This window comes from Bacteroides cutis, assembly GCF_900241005.1.
Taxonomy (GTDB): Bacteria; Bacteroidota; Bacteroidia; order Bacteroidales; family Bacteroidaceae; genus Bacteroides; species Bacteroides cutis.
The window spans coordinates 612,710-632,963 of the sequence record NZ_OEST01000001.1 but is presented as its reverse complement, the minus strand read 5'-3'; the positions used below and the strand labels follow the sequence as shown (position 1 = coordinate 632,963).

General features: G+C 43.9%; 8 protein-coding genes. 4 read left to right on the top strand and 4 right to left on the bottom strand.

Going from position 1 to position 20,254, the window contains the following annotated elements; translation table 11 throughout:
- Nucleotides 1-9: 9 nt before the first annotated feature.
- Entirely contained in the window at nt 10-2,655 is a 2,646-nt protein-coding gene (locus C1A09_RS02375; protein ID WP_101542429.1) for a glycoside hydrolase family 2 protein, read from the bottom strand.
- Nucleotides 2,656-2,918: 263 nt separating this feature from the next.
- On the opposite strand from C1A09_RS02375, the gene C1A09_RS02370 reads away from it, so the two are divergent.
- The 4 genes from C1A09_RS02370 (at nt 2,919) to C1A09_RS02355 (ending at nt 11,926) form a co-directional block, all read left to right on the top strand.
- Nucleotides 2,919-5,804 carry a chondroitinase family polysaccharide lyase gene (locus tag C1A09_RS02370; RefSeq protein WP_101542428.1) on the top strand — a complete coding sequence of 962 codons (2,886 nt, stop codon included), beginning with the start codon at nt 2,919-2,921 and terminating at the stop codon, nt 5,802-5,804.
- Nucleotides 5,805-5,919: 115 nt separating this feature from the next.
- Nucleotides 5,920-8,397, top strand: coding sequence for a glycoside hydrolase family 95 protein (locus C1A09_RS02365; protein ID WP_101542125.1), 2,478 nt, complete (start codon nt 5,920-5,922; stop codon nt 8,395-8,397).
- Between the two features lie 29 nt (nt 8,398-8,426).
- Complete coding sequence (locus C1A09_RS02360; RefSeq protein WP_101542124.1) at nt 8,427-10,673, top strand: glycosyl hydrolase family 95 catalytic domain-containing protein; 2,247 nt, start codon at nt 8,427-8,429, stop codon at nt 10,671-10,673.
- Between the two features lie 302 nt (nt 10,674-10,975).
- Nucleotides 10,976-11,926 (top strand): tRNA-dihydrouridine synthase family protein, encoded by a 951-nt coding sequence (locus C1A09_RS02355; protein ID WP_101542123.1) that lies wholly within the window; start codon nt 10,976-10,978, stop codon nt 11,924-11,926.
- A gap of 486 nt (nt 11,927-12,412) precedes the next feature.
- Here C1A09_RS02355 and C1A09_RS02345 read toward each other — a convergent pair whose 3' ends face one another.
- The 3 genes from C1A09_RS02345 to C1A09_RS02335 all read right to left on the bottom strand — a co-directional run bounded on the left by C1A09_RS02345 (nt 12,413) and on the right by C1A09_RS02335 (nt 20,248).
- A complete protein-coding gene (locus tag C1A09_RS02345; protein WP_245874951.1) occupies nt 12,413-14,884 on the bottom strand; it encodes a polysaccharide lyase family 8 super-sandwich domain-containing protein in 2,472 nt (823 codons plus the stop codon).
- A 197-nt stretch (nt 14,885-15,081) separates the two neighbouring features.
- Nucleotides 15,082-17,814: a glycoside hydrolase family 38 N-terminal domain-containing protein gene (locus tag C1A09_RS02340; protein WP_180949165.1), complete on the bottom strand. Its 2,733-nt coding sequence runs from the start codon at nt 17,812-17,814 to the stop codon at nt 15,082-15,084.
- Nucleotides 17,815-17,860: 46 nt separating this feature from the next.
- The gene (locus C1A09_RS02335) at nt 17,861-20,248 is read right to left on the bottom strand and encodes a polysaccharide lyase family 8 super-sandwich domain-containing protein (protein ID WP_101542120.1); all 2,388 of its coding nucleotides are present in this window, start codon (nt 20,246-20,248) and stop codon (nt 17,861-17,863) included.
- Between the last annotated feature and the right edge of the window lie 6 nt (nt 20,249-20,254).

Below are 20,254 nucleotides of genomic sequence, written 5' to 3'. Positions count from 1 at the left end.
TTCCTCTCCTCATTTTTTCTCCGTACTCTCAAAATGGCGTTGCTGCTGTTCCACTTGCTTCATTTCATTGATACGTTTCTGTTCCTCTTCAGCAAACCGCTTCATCTCATTAAGATCAATCTCTCCTATCTTCGAATTTCCCGAATATTCAGTTCTTTTAAGAGGCGAGATATCTTTATAGAGAGACATGCGTTCGGAGGGTTGAGTCTTAATTTCAATCATTGCTTCCGGATGGATTTGAATACCCGGATGTAAGAGCCGAGCCTTCACCTTGATAGTCCCTGCTTTCATACTGGTACGAACCAGCGCCGGCGCAGTTCCCCAACGACTCACACGAGGATTGGCCTCTATATCTCTACCACCGACAAGTTCTCCTTCTCCTTCCACCTCAAAAACTATAGTTTCTTGCGAAAGACGTTTCACATAACCATCTTTATCGGCAATGGAAGCAATCACCGTAATTATATCTGAACCATTAGCCTGTGGAGGAAGTCCGGAGTCAACAGTCAAAATGATCTGTTCATTACGCTTGGAGGGCATATTCTTAGTACGGACAACTATCTTACCATCCAAAAAGCCTTCAGCTACGATGCTGCATTGTTCCGGTTTACCCGCCCGGTGAAGTGCCCGAACATCCACAAAACTATAAGCATTTTTAAATATCACCGGAGGATGGCGAATACCCTTTTCTTCCAGTACCGGTGCCTGTACAAGAGTTTTATTTTCATTGATAATAATACGTACACTGTCACAATTAGTATAAATCACAATATCTTCCGACGAGAAGGGAGTCATCGCATTTGCAATGTACACCATAGGACCGCTATCGGCCTGTTTCAAATCCAGATGCGGATCACGTTGGCTCATCATCATATAATAAGAATACTTCGGTTGGCGGAACATATCCATCAATCCGCCCCAAAAAGGATCGGGATGATAACCACGCTGATGATCGAACGAATGCCACAAAGCGCCACCGATATGTCCCTTGGGAGATTTATAGAACTGATCCACAGTGAGTGAACCGCCATACTCTTTACGGGCATAGTGCTGGGCTTGACGTATCTGCGGTTCTTCTCCCCACTCACGTGCCACCCGACTGTAAGAGTTATGAGAATTCCAGTCATCCACACAGTCACCATATTCACGGGTAAAGCAAGACTTCCCTAATTCCTGATAATAGGTCTCATTCTTGGGAGCCGTATAAAGGACATCGTATCCCAATGCTCCTTTACTCAGATCATCAATAGCAGCATAACAGCCGGGAGCCGGGTATTCCTCGTGAGTAGCCCGGTATGCATTTTGCGCGAATGATTCCGGAAAAGCAGTTTCGTTGAGTATCGGTTCCCACAGAAGTACGGAAGGATGATTACGGTCACGGCGAACCATATTACGAATATCCGAAAGAATTCGTTTCTCAAACATCGGATCCGAATTCCAATATTGCCAGCCGGGAGTAGCCACAATGATAAACATACCCAGTTCATCGCATGCATCCATAAAAGCGGGATCCTGCGGATAGTGCGCCGAACGGATAATACGGAAACCGGCATCGCGCATCTTCTTTACGTCCAGCCAATGCAAATTATTTGGTACGGCATTGCCAATATAAGCATAGTCCTGATGACGGTTCACCCCCATCAGTTTGTCTTCAAACGACTTTCCATTAATATAAAGCCCTTCCGAACCACGAAACTCAATACTACGGATACCAATACGTGAAATAACCGCATCACACAATTCACCATTCCGGTAAACCGATGTCTTAAGTTTATACAAATTGGGAGTATCGGGATGCCATAATAACGGATTCTTGACGGAAATTTGCTGTGTAACGTGTCCGGCACTTCCGGCAGACAGTTGCAGATTTTTACGTGTACTCCCCACAGGCTTACCACTATTATCAAGAAGAGTCGACTCCACCAGTACCTTACAACTTGTTTTTCCATCATTGGCAATATGGGTCTTGACATTTACCTGCGCTTTCTGTTCCGACACATCTTCATAACTGACAAATACGCCACCACCGGCAATCTGGGACGCTTCGTTGGCATCACTCACATGTACATCATTTGTACTGACAAAATAACAATCACGATAGATTCCCCCGAATACGCAAAAATCCATTGTATATTGTGTCCGTCCCGGCGGATAAGAACTGTCATCACTGTTATCAGCACATACGGCAACAGTTACATCATCACCCGGATATACTCCGGCAGCTGTCAAATCTATACTTATCGGAAGAAAACCTCCAAAATGTTCTTTCACTTTGTTTCCATTTACATAAAAAGAGCTCTTGCCCATGACAGCTTCAAAATAGAGTGACAGGCGTTTTCCCTGATATTTAGGATCAACAGTGAAATGCTTGGAATACCAAGCAGGTCCCTGATAATTTCGCGAACCACTCGCCTCAGAAGGAACTAACTCTACAGTATGCGGTAAATTCACCACTTCCCACTTACTGTCATCCAATTGTAAAGGAGAACTTTTAGAGGAAATATTTCCCCGATGGAAACGCCACCCCGGATTGAAATCCAACACTTCGCGCCCGGAGTTGGCTACCGAATAAAACCCGGTTGCAGAAAAATGTTCTTGTGCTTGTAGCAGTCCGATACAAACCCATGAAAAGACTAACAAAATAATGTTTTTCATATTATATGAAGTTTCAAGACTATTCTTTATACTTATCAACTCATAAATTATCGGTTTAAGAATTGTTTCTACAAAAATAAGTAAATAATTAAAAAGGGAACCCGATATTCATACAAGAGAAGTATACTTTTATTCAAAAACACGCATTACTGTCATAGATGAATAATTTAACCACTTGTTTTGTACAATCCACATACATATTCATCGTAATATCCCGTAATTTTGTGACACACTAATTAATCACCTCAATTACCCCGATGGCTATGACACAAAAGAATTATCTGTTATTATTCATCTTTTTTTATCTGAACTTACCTGTTTTTGCGCAATTTACGGACTTTGAAGAAGAAGTTCCCCTAAACTTCAAGAGCTCCAGTAAACAAGAATTGTCCTTATCGTCATTATATTATAAAGAAGGTAACAAGAGCCTGGAGTGGAAGTTCTCTCCAAACAGTGTTTTGGATATCCCATCCGAATCGGCTTTCATCCTGAATGATGACAATGGAATTACCCTGTGGATTTACAATGAACAACCTCGGCAAGATTCCCTGCGTTTTGAGTTCTATTCTCCCAACGGACATGTTTCCCATCACTTCGGCTTCCGCCTGTATGCCGCCGGATGGCGTGCTTGCTGGATTAGCTTCAAGCACATGCAGGGAGATAAGCAGGAAAAAGAAATCGCCGGTTATCGCATCGTCGCTCCTAACCGTACAGGGCGTGTCTTCATAGACCGCCTGACCTTCCCCGTAAAGAAAATCAATGACCGTACCACTCCCGACCTGCAGATGCCGACCAACAACTCACTCACTTATCGCGACCTGTGGCATTGGTGTCGTGTCTGGCAATGGGAACAATATCAATACGACCTGCCCCTCAGCCAATCATTGACCGTGACCGAGAAGCAAGAACTGGCTACCGTAGAAGCACGGCTGACAACAGCACTCAACATCCGGAAAGCCCCGAAAAACAGTATATCAAAAGCCTACAGTACCTTCAAAGCAGCCAATATCCGTCCTTCCGGCAACGGTTTTACGGGTGCTCCCATTGTAGCTCCCGATGAACTGGATCGTCAAAAAGGCGAACTGTCCTGGAATGATTTGGAAGATATGCTCTCGGGCTTTGCCTACGATGCCTACTGCAACCATTCCGCCCAATCGGAAAAGAATTATTTTCTCGTCTGGGATTACGCCATCAATCAAGGTTTCGCTTTTGGTAGCGGCATGGGTACTAACCATCATTATGGTTATCAGGTACGAAAAATATATACCACGGCATGGTTGATGCGCGATGCGATCTGGAGAGCTCCCAACAGAAACAATATTCTTTCAACACTCATCTTCTGGTCGGCATTGCAAGAAACAAGGATACCTTTCCAATATGGACGAGATGAATTACTGGACAGTTGGCATACCCTGCTGATGGCGAAAACCGTATCTGCACTTTTATTTGTAGACGAAAGAGAAAGGGCACGTGCCCTGACCGGACTGTCCAGATGGCTGAGTGGTTCTTTACAATACAGTCCGGGTACTATTGGCGGAATCAAAGTAGACGGAACTACCTTCCACCACGGAGGATTTTATCCAGCTTATACCACGGGGGTACTCGCCATGGCAGGACAATTTACCGCACTCACTGCTCACACTCGATACGTCCCTACCATAGAAGCACGCCAAATACTGAAGTCCGCATTCATCTCCATGCGTAATTATTGTAATCGCTACGAATGGGGCATCGGAATTAGTGGAAGGCATCCTTTCGGCTTCTCCATGAAAGAGGATGATGTAGCGGCCTTCGCCCATCTTGCCCTTGCCGGAGATTTGTCAGGAGAAGGTAATCCCTTCGACCACCACTTAGCAGCAGATTATCTACGGCTTTGTGATGAGAACACCCCGGAAGCAACCTATTTCAAGAAAGAAGGCATTACTCCTGCAAAAGCGCCACAAGGTTTCTTTGTATACAACTATGGTTCAGCCGGTATCTTCCGCCGCAACAACTGGATGGTGACTTTGAAAGGTTATACTACCGATGTATGGGGAGCTGAGATTTATAAGAAAGATAACCGTTACGGGCGTTATCAAAGTTACGGTTCCGTCCAAATCATGGGTTATCCATCGCGTAAAGCCAGTGGTTTCGACGAAAACGGATGGGACTGGAACCGCCTACCGGGAACTACCACGATACATTTGCCTTTTGATTTGCTGGACAGCCCCCTACCAGGAACCACCATGGCTCATTCCAAAGAGAACTTCTCCGGCAGCAGTTCATTGGAAGGAAAGAACGGTATGTTTGCCATGAAGTTGATGGAACGTAACCTGAAAAACTTCACTCCCGATTTCGTAGCCCGTAAGTCGGTATTCTGTTTCGATAACCGTATGATATGCCTGGGTACAGGCATCAGTAACAGCAACGCTTCTTACCCTACCGAGACAACCCTTTTTCAGAGTACTTTCCAACAAGGAAAGAGTGATATCTATATAGATGGCAAACTGAGAAACAAACCTTTCCATCAGGAATTGAACGATGGAAAACGCCATTGTGTTCAAGATGGATATCACAATTACTATCTGTTGGATGGCAACAACGTGCAGATACAAATTGCCCGGCAAGACTCTCGTCATGAAAAGACCCGTGCCGAAACGCAAGGAACTTTCGCGTCTGCCTACATCAATCATGGGGCATCACCGCAAAATGCCCAGTACGAATACATGGTACTGATACAGCCCACCCCGGAAGAAGTGAATGCCGCCTGCCGGGAAATCCCTTACCGGATACTCCACAAAGACAGTATCGCCCATGTAGTTGCCGACAGACAGACGGGTATCACTGCATACGCAGCTTTTGAGACTTACCTCCCCTCAAAAGATAAAATATTCCTCTCCATCCCTGCCGAAACAATGGTAATGCAGAAACAATCCGGTCATAATCTCTTGCTCAGTGTATGCGATCCCAACCTGAACATCTCCGAGAAGGCTTATACCACCAAAGAGCCAAGCCGTCCCATTGAAAAGAGACTGATCCTAAAAGGAAAGTGGAAAAGCGCAATGCCCCATAAGAAAGTAACCGTACATTCCAATCAGGCAGAAACGACTATCATTGTAATTTGCCAACACGGGCAACCGGTGGAATTTACGTTATCACAGGAACAATAACCCTTAAACGAGAAATCAAAGGTTAAAGTGAATAAAATTTCATCTTTTGTGTATAAATTTATTATGCTAGTCTGCCTCAACAACACTAACTTTGCTGCATCTTAATTTTATGTACATGAAGACAAAAATTATACTATTCATTTCCCTCTATCTTTTTCCGGCCATTATTACAGCAAGTAATGATTTAGCCAATACTCAACAAAAAGTATACAAACTATGGTATGATATGCCCGCCCCGAACAATGGGGCGGTTTTTCGTCCTAATGAAAGCGACCGGCCTATCGACTTGGATTGGGAAAACAGTTCCCTGCCGATAGGGAATGGATACATGGGAGCCTCTATATTCGGACGTACCGATACGGAGAGGATACAGATAACCGACAAGACACTTCACATCAAAGGTTTGTGGGGAGTAGAGACACAAACAGCTTTTGCAGATTTGTACCTTGACTTCCATCATACCACCCGTGGTCATTATGAACGTAGCCTGACACTTAACGATGGCATTTGCAGAGTAAGTTACGAGCACAACGGTGTAAACTACAACCGTGAATATTTTACCAGCTATCCGGACAATGTAATGGTTATCAAACTGACAGCCGACAAGCCCGGGCAACTAACCTTTACCACTCGTGCTCAAATACCCTATTTAGTTCCTTTCGGGCCGCTACAACGTCCCGATTCTATCACTACAGGATACTTAAGCGGCCAAACACAGACACGTTACAGTTACAACGGACGTACCGGACACGTTTCTGCGGACAAAGATATATTGACTTTGCGAGGTACCACGGAGTATCTGCACATGATTTACGAAGGCCAACTGAAAGTAATACCCTATGGCGGCCGGCTAACCTCACATAATGACAGTAACAATGATAACGGAACAATTCAGGTGGAACAAGCAGATTCCGCTCTGATACTATTCTCTTTAGGAACCAACTATCAGCTAAGCAGCGAACTCTTTCTCCGTTCTACTGCGGAAAAACTGAAAGACTGCCCCGACCCCCATCGGCAGATTACCGGGACAATCAAAGAAGCTGCCGATAAAGGATACAAAAAGCTGCTTGCCACTCATCAGGCAGACTACAAAAATTTATTCGACCGTGTACAGATTGATTTGGGAGAGGTGCTCCCCCGTATACCCACCGACCGTCTTCTGGCAGAGTACAAAAAAGGAAAACAAAGCAATTATCTCGAAGAACTACTGTTCCAATACGGACGATATCTGCTTATCAGCACTTCCCGTAAAGGAACACTCCCCCCCACACTGCAAGGAGTATGGAACCAGTACGAACTGGCTCCCTGGAACGGTAACTACACACACAATATCAACATACAAATGAACTACTGGCCGGCATTCAGCACCAATCTCGCCGAACTGTTTGAAAGTTATGTCGATTATTACAAAGCCTATCGCAAAGCGGCAGAGGAGATAGCGTCCGGTTATATCAAGAAATACCATCCCTCCATGTATTCTCCGCAAGCCGGAGAAAACGGATGGATTATAGGTGCGGCCGGAGGAGCGTTCCGTATAGGAGCCCCGGGAGGCCACTCCGGCCCCGGTACCGGCGGACTTACTTCCAAACTTTTCTGGGACTATTACGAGTTTACTTCGGATACGGATATACTCAAAGAAGTAACCTATCCCGCCCTGTCCGGATTGGCACGGTTCTTCAGCAAGACAGTGCGCGATACATTGGGCTATGTACTGGCCTACCCCTCCTCTTCTCCCGAACAGTTCAGTAAAATCACAGGTAAGCCCTATCCTACATTAGGCTGCGCTTTCGACCAGCAAATGATTTATGAAACCTATCGGGATGCTTTGGCATCCTCCCGGTTATCAGGAAAGAAAGAACCGTTCCTCAAACTGCTGAGAAAACAAATCAACTTACTGGATCCTGTACAAGTCGGAAACTCCGGCCAAATAAAAGAGTACAGAGAAGAAGTCAATTATGATGATATTGTATTGGAGAAAAACCACCGCCACATATCCAACTTGGTCGGACTCTATCCGGGTACCCTCATCAACAGCAATACCCCCCAATGGCTCGAGGCAGCTAAAGTAACGCTAAACTTGCGTGGCGACAAATCGACCGGTTGGTCTATGGCCCATAAAATAAATTTATGGGCACGTACCAAAGACGGAAACCGGGCACATCAAGTATTACAGACATTAATGAAGACCGCCGTTCTGGACAATCTATGGACAAACTGCATTGCGGTTCTACGCTCACCTTACCAGATAGAGGCCAACTTCGGTACTACTGCCGGCATCGCCGAAATGTTGTTGCAAAGCCATGAAGGGTACATAGCCCCTCTTCCTGCTCTGCCCCAAACATGGCGCAACGGCCGTTACAACGGTCTGGTGGCACGAGGAAACTTTGAGTTATCCGTATCCTGGCAAGCCGGTCACTTGATATTGCTGAATGTTCTCTCCAGAAAAGGAAACACTTGCACTCTGTATTATCCGGGAATTGATAAAGCGACAATCACCGACTCAAAAGGGAAGAATATAAAATATCAGGTAGAGGCAACTTCCAAAATCCGTTTTAAGACTAAGGAAGGCGAGTCATACACCATTCAATTATAATCAGGAATTACTTACTTAATTTTATACGTATGAAAATAAAAAGTCTCTTCATCTTTCTTATCGGGACATGTTTCCTCAACTTATTCTCCATTCATGCAACCAACCATCTATTCCATGGTTTACGTTTCGAGAAACTTCCTACCGTATGGGACGAAGGCATCCCTTTGGGAAACGGTATCATGGGCAGTCTTATCTGGGAAAAAGACGGCAAACTGAGACTGGCACTGGACCGTGCCGATCTTTGGGATTTACGCCCCGTCAAAGAGTTTGAATCTCCTTCATATTCCTACCGGTTCATTTGTGACGAGGTACGACGGGGAGATCTTTCCAATGTATATGCACTCATCGATGACCGTACCCGCAAAGACTGTGCCCCAACTAAAATACCGGTCGGTGCCATCGAAATTCCGGTCTCACAACTTGGAGAGGTAGAAAGTGTGGAACTGGATGTACACACCGCCGTTTGTACCATTATATGGAAATGCGGGGCAGTCGGCAAATTCTTCACAAGTGCAACAGACAAGGTCGGTCATTTCCGCTTGGAGAACCTACCGAAAATTCCTTCCGTCAAGTTACAGGCACCCCGATTTGAAGAAGATGGAACAGATACGGAGAATACGGCCGCACCCGGAACAAATTCCCTTACCCGGCTGGGATACAAAAACGGAAAAATTACCTGCCGCGACAATCGTATTGTCTACCGGCAAAAGGCACACGGAAAGGTAGCTTATGAAGTATCGGTACAATGGGACACTCCCGCCTCAGGTACTCTGGAAGGTTGTTATTACATTACCACACAAGGCACTTGGTACAGCGATCCCGTACAAGCTTCCGATTTCATGAAAAGCTATACCAAAGACTTCAACACTTCATTGGCCGAACATACGGAATGGTGGAAAATGTATTGGGAAAAGAGCAAACTCCACCTCCCCGACTATACCTTGGAAAACCAATGGTATCTGGAAATGTACAAATTCGGAGCCGCTTCACGCAAAGACGCCCCTCCCATCTGCCTGCAAGCCGTATGGACCGCCGATAATGGACAGACACCACCTTGGCGGGGAGATTTTCACAACGACCTGAATACACAGCTCAGTTATTGGCCGGGCTACAGTTCCAACCATCTGGAAGAATCAAGCGTATTTACCGACTGGCTATGGAAAATAAAGGATAACGGAGAGAAGTTTACCCGACAATTCTTCGGAGTAGAAGGTCTCAACATCCCCTGTATAGCCACCTTGGAAGGTAAGGCCATCGGTGGATGGAACCAATATTCGCATCAACCCACTACTAACGGATGGCTTGTACACCACTTCTACCTGCAATGGAAATACAGTGCGGACAAACACTTCCTCAAAGAGCAGGCATATCCCTGGGTGAAAGAAGCAGCACGATATATGGACAACATATCGGTAAAAGACGCCAAAGGCGTACGTAATCTCCCCCTTTCCAGTTCACCGGAAATAAACGACAACAGACTGAATGCCTGGTTCGAACGGACCACCAACTACGACCTCGCCAACATACGGCTTACGTATATGGCAGCCACAGAAATGGCAGATTCTTTAGGACTGAAAGAGGATGCCGCCCATTGGCGCCGGCAACTTGAAGAATGGCCCGACTTTGCCAAAGACAGTACCGGATTGACCATTGCCCCCGATTACCCGTTGACCGTTTCGCACCGCCACCTCTCGCACATGTTGGCTTTTCATCCTTTCGGCCTGTTGGATGTATCACAAGGAAAAGAAACCGAACGCCTCATCAAACGTTCCATTCATCACATGGAAGAACTTGGAAGCGCGCATTGGTGCGGATACACCTACTCCTGGCTCGCCAATATGCAAGCGCGCGTCTTCGACGGTGATGCCGCCGCACGCAGTCTCCATATCTTCATCAAAGCTTTCTGTTCTCCCAACAGTTTTCACCTTAACGGCGACCAGTTGAAGAAAGAATACTCCTCCCTCACCTATCGCCCCTTTACTTTGGAAGGAAACTTCGCTTGCGCTTCTGCCATACAAGAAATGCTATTGCAAAGCCATACCGGCACCATACGTGTTTTCCCGGCAATTCCCGAAAGCTGGAACGAAGCTTCATTCCAAGACCTGCGGGCCATGGGGGCTTTCCTTGTCAGTGCAGATTATAAAAACGGGAAAATCCACAAGGTGACCGTCCGTTCCGAACGAGGCGGTAAACTGAAAATACAGAACCCGTTCACCAACAAGATAGAAGAAAGAAATACCATGGCCGGAGAAATCATTGAATGGGATAGCAAATAACCACCCCGTAGTTTTATCTGTTCAAACCTTGAGGTTTATTATGTTAAAGCCCTATGTTTATTACCGGTTCACAGTAGTGGACAGATCAATTCACTACTGTGAAGAGATATGTCCACTGCAGTGAACACATCTATCCACTACTGTGAACCGACAATGAATATAGAAGCTGAGCAGAAGAAAGATGAGGGTTGAACAAAAGCAACATAAAGAACAAACAGGAATAACCAGAGGGACATACAGAAGCAACATAAAAGGGATGAAGTAAATACTGTTTTACTCTAAAAACTCGTATCTTTGTCCGCATGAACAAAAATCTATTACCCATCCACTTCGCCCCGCTCCAAGGCTACACAGATGCAGTCTACCGCCAGGCACATGCCCGTATTTTCGGGGGTATCGAAACTTATTACTCTCCGTTCGCACGTGTGGAGCATGGAGAAATCCGTCGCAAGGACACACGCGATATCCATCCGGACAACAACCGGGGATTGCATCTGATTCCTCAACTGATAGCTCCACAACCGGAAAAGCTTGAACAGGTAATGAGCCTTTTCATCGGAAACGGCTATCGGGAAGTGGATATAAACCTGGGATGCCCATTCCCAATGTTGGCCAAACGGCACAATGGTTCTGGCATGTTGCCCTACCCCGAAGAAGTAGCGACATTACTGAACACGGCTATAGAGGGACATCCGGACATTCGTTTCTCCGTCAAACTGCGGTTGGGCTGGGATAATGCACAGGAGTGTGTCGCCCTCCTTCCGCTTCTGAACGGATTACCGCTTTCACATATTATTCTACATCCACGTTTAGGCAAGCAACAATACAAGGGAGAAGTCGACCTTGATGGGTTTGAAGCCTTCTACAACAGTTGCAACAAGCCTTTGTTCTATAACGGAGATATACATACGGTAGAAGATATAGAAACCGTCACTGCCCGTTTTCCCAAGCTGGCAGGTATCGTGATTGGTCGCGGTTTACTCGCCAACCCCGCTTTGGCAGAGGAATATCGGCAGGGGTATTCCCTCTCTGCCGATGAAAGGGCAAAAAAGATAAAGCAACTGCATGCAGAAGTGTTCGGCACCTATCAAGAACAGTTGCAAGGCGGAGACCTGCAACTGTTGATGAAAATGAAAAGCTTTTGGGAATATCTGCTGCCGGAAGGAGACCGGAAAGCGAAAAAAGCCATTCATAAAGCGACAAAATTGAGTAACTACGAGGTTGCGGTAAATAGCTTGTTCGGTAACTTATAATGCGTGACAGATGAATTTCACCGGAAATAATCTGAAAAGTTCTGCTTTTATCTTCTTAAGTTATTTGCAGATTACATTAAACTTATAAATAGAGGGTGGAGCAGTTGTTGTCAGTACACCAGTAAAAAAGTTCTTCCAGCTCATCTAAGTCGCGGACCGGTGTCATAGGATCTTTTTGAAACCAGTTCCATGCTTTGCTCAGGCAGAGCGTATGTTCAAAAGGCATATAATAAGACTTGCCTTGATGCAAATACTGCTTCTTGTCAGCTTTATGGGCTATTTTAGAAATGTATAAACATTCCGTATCCACGTTTCAGCATGGCCTTTTGGGTCTCGTTCGGAGTATCCAAAGGAGTGATTTCCTGAGCAAACATATATACTGTCATAAGCAACAGTACAAAAAACAAGATTAATTTATATATGTATTCCCACATAAATATTACTACTTTACTTTATTATACATCTTTCAATCAAACATCAGGAGTATCACTTACCGCAAACCACCACAGAGGGCTTCCCCCCTAATTCGCCCTGTGGCATGGGCACATTGATTACCCGTCCATTAAACCGTACTGTCACAGCTTTCAATGATGTGTCCATACAAGCATCAGTCACAGTAACAAGGTAACTGTCCTCTTCTTCTTTTATCAGTACGGCACAAGGGGCGGAAACCTCCAAGGAAACATCCCCTTCCTTCAACCCTTTACTGCCAGGATAGAAGACACCTTCCAGAATTCTGCCGTCTGCAGAACGCACGGCTTGCACCAGCGTATCGTTGCGTAATACTTGAAATGGCAGGCTATCTGCCGGTTGCCCTTTGCCGCTGTATACCACGTAACCGTACGTGTCGTTTACCGGTGCACGACCATGATCGGCCCATATACGCAGAATATCTATCTGCTTAGGAAGTTTCTTGTTTTTCTCATTGTTATTATTCATCTTAGCCCATACGGCTTGTTTGCTTTCGCACACGGCAAAAGCATTCTGTGTGAATTCCGGTAGTATACGATAGGCAAACTGTCCTTCCTGTACCACCCAGGTATCGCCGTTCAGAGTCACCAACTCTTTTTCCAACTTTTTCTTTACGCCTTTTTCCAACGTATAAACTTCCGCAAGGTGATTTGTCTGGTCGATGGTGGTACGTATATTCCCTTCCAATTCCGTTTTTTTGTTCGTCACACCCGCTCCCAACGCTATGAAATAGTCACCCAACATGAAATATCCCTTATAAGCTTTGAAGTCATACAATATGTCATTCTTCGCATTTCTGTTTCCACGGTCATTCACATTACCTTTGTCCGATGCATTCATTTTTTCAAAAATATATCCACCCACTGCCGACTCCCCTCCGTCAGTAGCACCGACAGCATAGTTGTGTTTACTGCAATAACCGACCCAGTTTTCAGCAGGAGTCAGTTTCTCCATTCCTTCGCGCGCTGTCACTCCGGGGTAAGCCGTAACATCCCAACCACCCATGATACTGAAATATTCATTACCCGAACGTTGGAACAACGTCAAACCGTCCGTCGTATAGAAGTTATAACCATCGGCAAAGGCCGGAGCGCTCTCCAATCCGTCGCAACGAACGGAAGCCATGTTTACCGTGATATGATAATCGGACGTTTTCTTAATCAGGTCATCATTGTTGAAAAACCATCTTGTACCTTGATACATGCCGGAACAATAATTATCCATCCGTATATCATTCTTTGCCACTTCCTGCTGCAACTGTAACAGTTCCTTTTGTTCCTCCGGAGTAAATGAATCCTTCCAGTTAGCAATGACATTGTTCAGCAAACCAGAATAAGGAATGTTCACCTTGTCCGGATTATAGACGGCTGAATAGCGGTCCAGGCAAGGTAAACGATACCCTTTATAATAATACCAATTTCCTCCTCGGAAGAAATTCATAAGTGCAGCAACATTTCCTGATCCCAGTTTTTTCTCCCATGGAGTACCTTTCAATGTATTCAGGATACCCAATGCGCTAGATGTTCCGTGGATAGGATATCCCCAGATGAGACATTGCAGTCCATGCCCCCATCCGGCTCCATCGGCAGTAAATCCTTCTCTCCAAAAAGCGGTGTGATACGTGTTTTGCGAAGTGTAGCTGATACAGCGCAAACAGATTTCAGACAGGACATCAAGCATCGGGATAGAACGATACATGGCTGCTACCGGTAGTAGGGCACGATAACCCAGCCCGTTACCACCTACCCACCAAACATGGTTCTGGAAACGTTCCACCGAAACAACATTCTTGTCCGTATCATCGTTTCTATAAGGTTGCGTCCAGGCTTGTAGGCCTACAACTTTCAGCATTGTGCAAGCTTCAGTCAGTAATTGGCCGGCTTCGCCCCTCTCAGCCTTTTCCATTTCTTCAAGATAGCTGAAATAAATATTAACTGCATTGGTAGGTGCACCGAAGCAAGAATCCAGAAAACGTGTCACCTCATTGGGACGCCCCGCTTCCAAACTTGTATAATGGATGATCGACTTCCATACTTTGTCCGCAGTTGCTTTTTCTGCAGGTAGTTTTCCTGTGCGATAAGCGTCACCTATAATCCAAAGGCGCGACAAGGCCGTACCTACTATACCTGCTGCAATATCCTGAGTTTTCCTCAAGTATCTTTGTGTCTTGCTTTTATTCCAATATTCTTGTTCCTTTTTTTTCAGATCTGCAAACATTCCCTCAACATCAATCATATCCAAGCATTGTTCCGCCGTAATAAGCTTCCCTATCTGATAATAACGATAAGGATGAGTAGCAAAATCTGTACGTAGTTTCTTTATAGCTTCTCGTTTGGAGTTGTCTTTCACCGCCAATCCTTCATTGTAATAACGGTGATAACTGTCAATGGCAATTTGTTTCTCAACGGTTTGTTTTCCGTTAGTTTGTCCATAAGTCATGGTACAAAACACTAAAAACAGTGCAATCAGTACATCTTTCTTTCTCATGATATTAGTTTCTATCTATTTGTTCTTCTACCATTTCAGATAGAGTAGTACTTTCTCTTTCAATCCTGCAACACCCTTAGTACATATATCCCTTTACATGAATAAGACAAGGTTAACCTCGGATATAGAGCTTGTTACATGTGACAAGTTCTGATATACTCTCTCTGAAAGATTTCTTTTCTTTATTCTCTATCTGATTAATAGATCAAATAACTGGCTGGAGCAAATCCTGTCAATTGTACTTTAAACTTTCCATTTTGAATCTTAATCGGTTGCCCGCAAGGAATACCTCTTAAATTTACAGGTTGTGCTATTCCATCCTTTTTGACCGGCAAAGAAACTTCACAAGATGAACTTTCTCCCGTTTCTTCCCAAAGACGCAGTAATTTACCTTCACCATCCAGATTATGCCCATAAGCAGTGACAAGTACACCTTTCCGTGAAACTTTTACCCCTTCATTCTCGACAGGTAATTTTCCCCCCGAACATGTGGCAATACCAACTTGTAGAGGTAAACGAGTTTCCCATGCAGGAACAACCAAACCTAAAGCGTCATCGGCACTCGGTTGGTTGACCCATAAACGGACTTCGGTTGTAAGGTTTCCATTCCAAAATGAAGTAAAGTTGGTATTCCAACGATTGTTAAACAGATTGAAATATAGATGTGACTGAGGATTCTCATATTTATCAGCAAAATGCATAAAATTTAAATCTCCAAGTTGAACGGCTGGAGCATCTAATGCGCAAATACCTATGGAATAATCCTTATCTTTTATCATCAATCCTGAATTAGACCAAATATAATTGAATTGACTACCTTCTATCAAATCTTTGGCTGGATCTATTACTGAGCCTAAACGGCCAATACGATATACCGGTTCTTTGGTTTGGAAAGGCAATGCTATCCATCCCGCTTCCGGTTCTTCGGTAGCAGGTTTATTTACTACCGATAACTTAATGTCTATATAAGGCATATTCTCATAAAGTATCACTTTCATGCCAGATGTATGCTTTTCCTCGCCTATCGATATAGATGGAACAAGTATTGCCTGAATGGATGATTTATGATCCTCGACATATAACTCCATTCTGCGTGCCGCCTCATGTACCCCTTTTGTATGATCATCTAAATAAGTACTTTTACCTGTAATACAGTAATGTGATTTCTTATAGTCATCATAAATATACTCTTTCAGATATTGCAACGATTGTTTTTTATCATAACGTTCATACACATACGAACCAAAACCATCTTTAGCATTCGGATCAACCAATTCACGCTTATTCATCTTGTCCCATATACTCTTTATGCAACCGCGAGACTTATCAAACGTAATCTTATACCATTGATTTTCAATAAATCCGGCACGTTCGTCACCCACCAATGTTGTTTTCATGTTAACCGGTACTTCATCGGTCAACACAAATGTTTTATATCCGTTAGCCGGAATATCTTCTACAAAAAAAGATCCCAATCGCTTAGAATCGGCACCATACAACATCAGTTTATGAATACAATTTTTTCCAACCTCTTTTACATATGCTTGCCTAATAGAACCTTGTGTCGGTAATGCAAAATTTACCATTCCGCTACGCTTCCAAGGAAGAGGATTATAAACTACAAAACGAAATCCATCCTGTGCCACATTCTCTGCTAAAGTATACAGTTCGTTTTCAAATTCAGGACGCAACCGTTTTTCCGCATCCTCAATATAACCGGCATGTTCTTCCCATGACTCTACCATGCGAGCGTAATTGGGTGTCAAACCTGAAACATAATTTTTATGCCATTCTTTACCAACTAATCCCGGAATAAAATGCTGATCAGCCAATCCCCAAGTATGCTCACCATACATTAAACTTTTATCGTAAATATAAGCCAGATCCTCGTTTATCTCATACGAAAGAATCCCCCATTCCTTGTTTTGTGTATGTAAAGTTTCCAAAGCCGGTATCAACGGACGAATTCGACGAGCCTTCTGTGTAGCCTGTGGACTTGACATCACACCATGTACCCAACTGTCAGACATATCTCCTCGAACTACAGGTAATTCAGGATTTTCAGCTAAAATAGCATCAGCAAAATCAGACATTTTACCAATATGTATTTTCGCATTCGGATACCTCTCCTTAATACGAGAAACCATCTTTTTAACCTCTTCCGCTGCTGGAGGTCCTGCATTATCACCGGCATGTACAAATGTTAACCATGCATTATGTTCCCATCCTTCGGGCGGAAATATCCCTCCGCCATAACCTTTAGAAAACATCGTCAATACTCTTGACCCATCCGGACCTTCCCACCAAAATAAAGTCGGAACTTTTACTACTTGATTAGTAGGGTTTAAACCAAAATGAAAAAAATTAATTCCGGCATGGTGCAAAATGGTAGGTAATACCCAAGTATGACCAGGCACATCAGTCATCTTTCCATCAGTAGGAAGTGGTAAGTTATATTGTCTTGCCAAAGAAGACGAATACTCCAGACCACGAATCAATTCTTCGATCTCAAGTGTCTCTGTATGGGTCGTGAATGGAAGTGCATGCGTCACTAAACTTGAATTTTTCAAAGCGCGTTCAATACGCAGTTTTCGTTCGGAAGATTGTTTATCCCATAACATTTGCTTCAAAGGCCATCCCGGAACAGTCCAAGTAAATTGTACATCCTTCATTTGGTCTGCGTTCTTATCCATTACATCCATCGCCTTGTCAATCATAGATGTACGATACTCATGAACGACATCACGAGCCAATGCGGAATAACCAATATCAAAATGACTTTTAAATACTAAATAAAAAGCCATCTCCTTATTGGATATTTGAGTATCATCATTTTGGTGCCTTTTATAATTATCAGCTTGTGCCAATAAATCTCCGGTTGACATCCAAAGTATACTCCCTAACACAAATAATAATTTAAAGATTTTCATAGTAGATAATTTTGATATGTTATAGTTACGTAAACTCCCCCTCATCCTATCGTGTTCTTTGGAATTCCAGATAGAGCGGCAATCCCTCTTTCAATTCTAAAACAACCTTAGTACATGTACCTTCATATGAGCAAGACAAAACACCTTTTGTTCCACTATCAGCCAACTGCCAGTTTCCGTCAAGTATCAAGGTAGATATAGTAGGAGTGGAAATCCACTCTTTCTTATCCCCGGACAATACCGGACGCAGATCGGGACTGCAAACAGCAAGTTTCAATATACCATCTTTCCCGTAAAAACGTTCCATCAACAACAATGGCGTATCAGAAGACTGCAAAATACCTTCCTGAAGGAAGGTTGCCGGTGCAAACAAGGCATAAGCTAAAGTTTCCGAAGGCAAATGTTTCAGCACATGCAACGAATCCTGATGCTGCTTTATTTCAAAAAGCCCACTTTTATGGAAAAGACGCCCAGCTAAAACCGGCATCGCTTTGGGAGTAGTATTTGGAACTACCGCAAAACAATATTTCTTTTTCGCAGGCTTTATACCATGATTGATATAAGCTTTCGACGCACAACGTGTTCCAAATGATTCTGGAGTAGCACCTTCCGGTCCCGGAGTAGTCTGATTGCCATAAGAGACAATAAGAGGATCGTTTCCGGCAGGAAGCAAATAACCTGTAGCACAAGGGGTGACCAGCCAATTGTCTTTGTCTTGCTCTGGCAACAACACATCTCCCTTCTTCAATTTCTTCCCATTAAACACAGGAGCTTCCTTGCCCTTATACTCCAGTGCCTGAAACAGATTGGTAGCTGTAATGCGGTCGTCGGCATAGTCACCTCGTGACCCGATGCCACTTCCCAGGCTAACCAATATACCGTCAAAGGCAAAAACAGACTTACAGAAAGTGAGATTAGTCGGTACAAAACGTCGGCTTCCCCAATGGTCTCCCTGATCAAAAGCACAGGCAAACATGCCACAATTTCCCCAAGAAAGAGCACCTGAAAAATTTGTAGTGGCAGACCATTGGTCAAAACGATCCGCATCATTCCCGTTGGGCATCATTTCTTTCCAATCGGTATAATGTACGGTTGTGGAACCCGGTACTACATTCCAGTCCCATCCCCCACGTTTCCCGCTAAAACGTTCCCACGCAGAAGGATATCCCGATTGCTCCAAAGAGCCATTGTAAAGTATTTCCAATGTTCCATGACTCTGATACCGACCGAAACGGTTTGTCTTATTATAAATCTCTCCTCCCCAGAAACGAGTAGTAGGGCAACGCATGGTTGCTACCCAATTTCCTTGACGATAGACTCCGGCAGGACTGTAGTTAAACTGATAAAAGCCATCCAATTCTTTAGGTTTGATTTGTTTATAATAATCAGTTTGAAAGAAAGCATTATAATAACCAGCCAACTCTTCGTCTATCTCTTTTCCTTCTATATCTCCCCCTACTTCTACTAGTTCTCTAAACAATTCCCGTGAAAAATCTATTATCAATCCCGCAAAAGGATGACGCCCTGCCAGACTGTTCGCAAAAAAATGCTCTTCTCCCGAAACAGGAAGTGTAGCCATTAAATATTCGCTGACTATTGCTTTCTTCATTCTCTGATATGCATCCATATCTACACGGAACACGGTTCCTTTCAAGTATGCCATATATTGCACCCATGTTTTGTAGGCATACATATAGCCATTATAATGTGTCCAATGGTGGAAACCTGTCCCATCCACCTTCAGCCCGTCTTTAGAGCCGGGCGAATACTGTGTACAGGCCGATAGATAATGCGAAAAAGCGAACATATCCTTCACTGCTTGTTTCTCATCGGGCTGATATAGGGCACAAATAAACAGATGGGGCAATACATTATACATATAATCAGTATTCACATTTACTTTTACTGTAGCAGCATCCTGATATAGTTTATCAAACTCCACAAGATGCTTCACTGCTGCGATAAGTTTTCCCTGCTGTTTCGTATTACATGCAGGCAAAGCAGATAAAAAATTAGCAGGGATTTTCCGTACATCATCATAACGGCTATAAATAAGACCTGGTATCTGTTCTATCACTCTATCCGTCAAAAGAGTTTCCATAAAACCATTGAAGTTTTTCCCCTCCGGTAGTCCTTCAGAAGTAGCATAAGCCAGACTGCGTACTGTCTCGGAAAGCCGATGGATATATTCCCAACTTTCATTTCCAATTTCCAACGATTTATAGTTTTCGGCAAAATCCACCGCATCACTTATTTCCTTGTCATTCGCTTTCATACATTGCCAAGGATAGACTTTACGAAGTTTATGCAGATCTTCGTAATAAGTTTTGTCTTCATTTTTTAATAAAAACTCATCAACAGATGTTTCATCTGCCAAAGCCAACATAAAAGTTTGCATCCAACAGATACAAAGTAAACAAATACAATTCTTCATGATATA

What these genes read in the sequence shown, in the direction of transcription:
- C1A09_RS02375 (WP_101542429.1), bottom strand. Translation starts at nt 2,655, where the DNA reads ATGAAAAACATTATTTTGTTAGTCTTTTCATGGGTTTGTATCGGACTG.
- C1A09_RS02370 (WP_101542428.1), top strand. Translation starts at nt 2,919, where the DNA reads ATGACACAAAAGAATTATCTGTTATTATTCATCTTTTTTTATCTGAAC.
- C1A09_RS02365 (WP_101542125.1), top strand. Translation starts at nt 5,920, where the DNA reads ATGAAGACAAAAATTATACTATTCATTTCCCTCTATCTTTTTCCGGCC.
- C1A09_RS02360 (WP_101542124.1), top strand. Translation starts at nt 8,427, where the DNA reads ATGAAAATAAAAAGTCTCTTCATCTTTCTTATCGGGACATGTTTCCTC.
- C1A09_RS02355 (WP_101542123.1), top strand. Translation starts at nt 10,976, where the DNA reads ATGAACAAAAATCTATTACCCATCCACTTCGCCCCGCTCCAAGGCTAC.
- C1A09_RS02345 (WP_245874951.1), bottom strand. Translation starts at nt 14,884, where the DNA reads ATGAGAAAGAAAGATGTACTGATTGCACTGTTTTTAGTGTTTTGTACC.
- C1A09_RS02340 (WP_180949165.1), bottom strand. Translation starts at nt 17,814, where the DNA reads ATGAAAATCTTTAAATTATTATTTGTGTTAGGGAGTATACTTTGGATG.
- C1A09_RS02335 (WP_101542120.1), bottom strand. Translation starts at nt 20,248, where the DNA reads ATGAAGAATTGTATTTGTTTACTTTGTATCTGTTGGATGCAAACTTTT.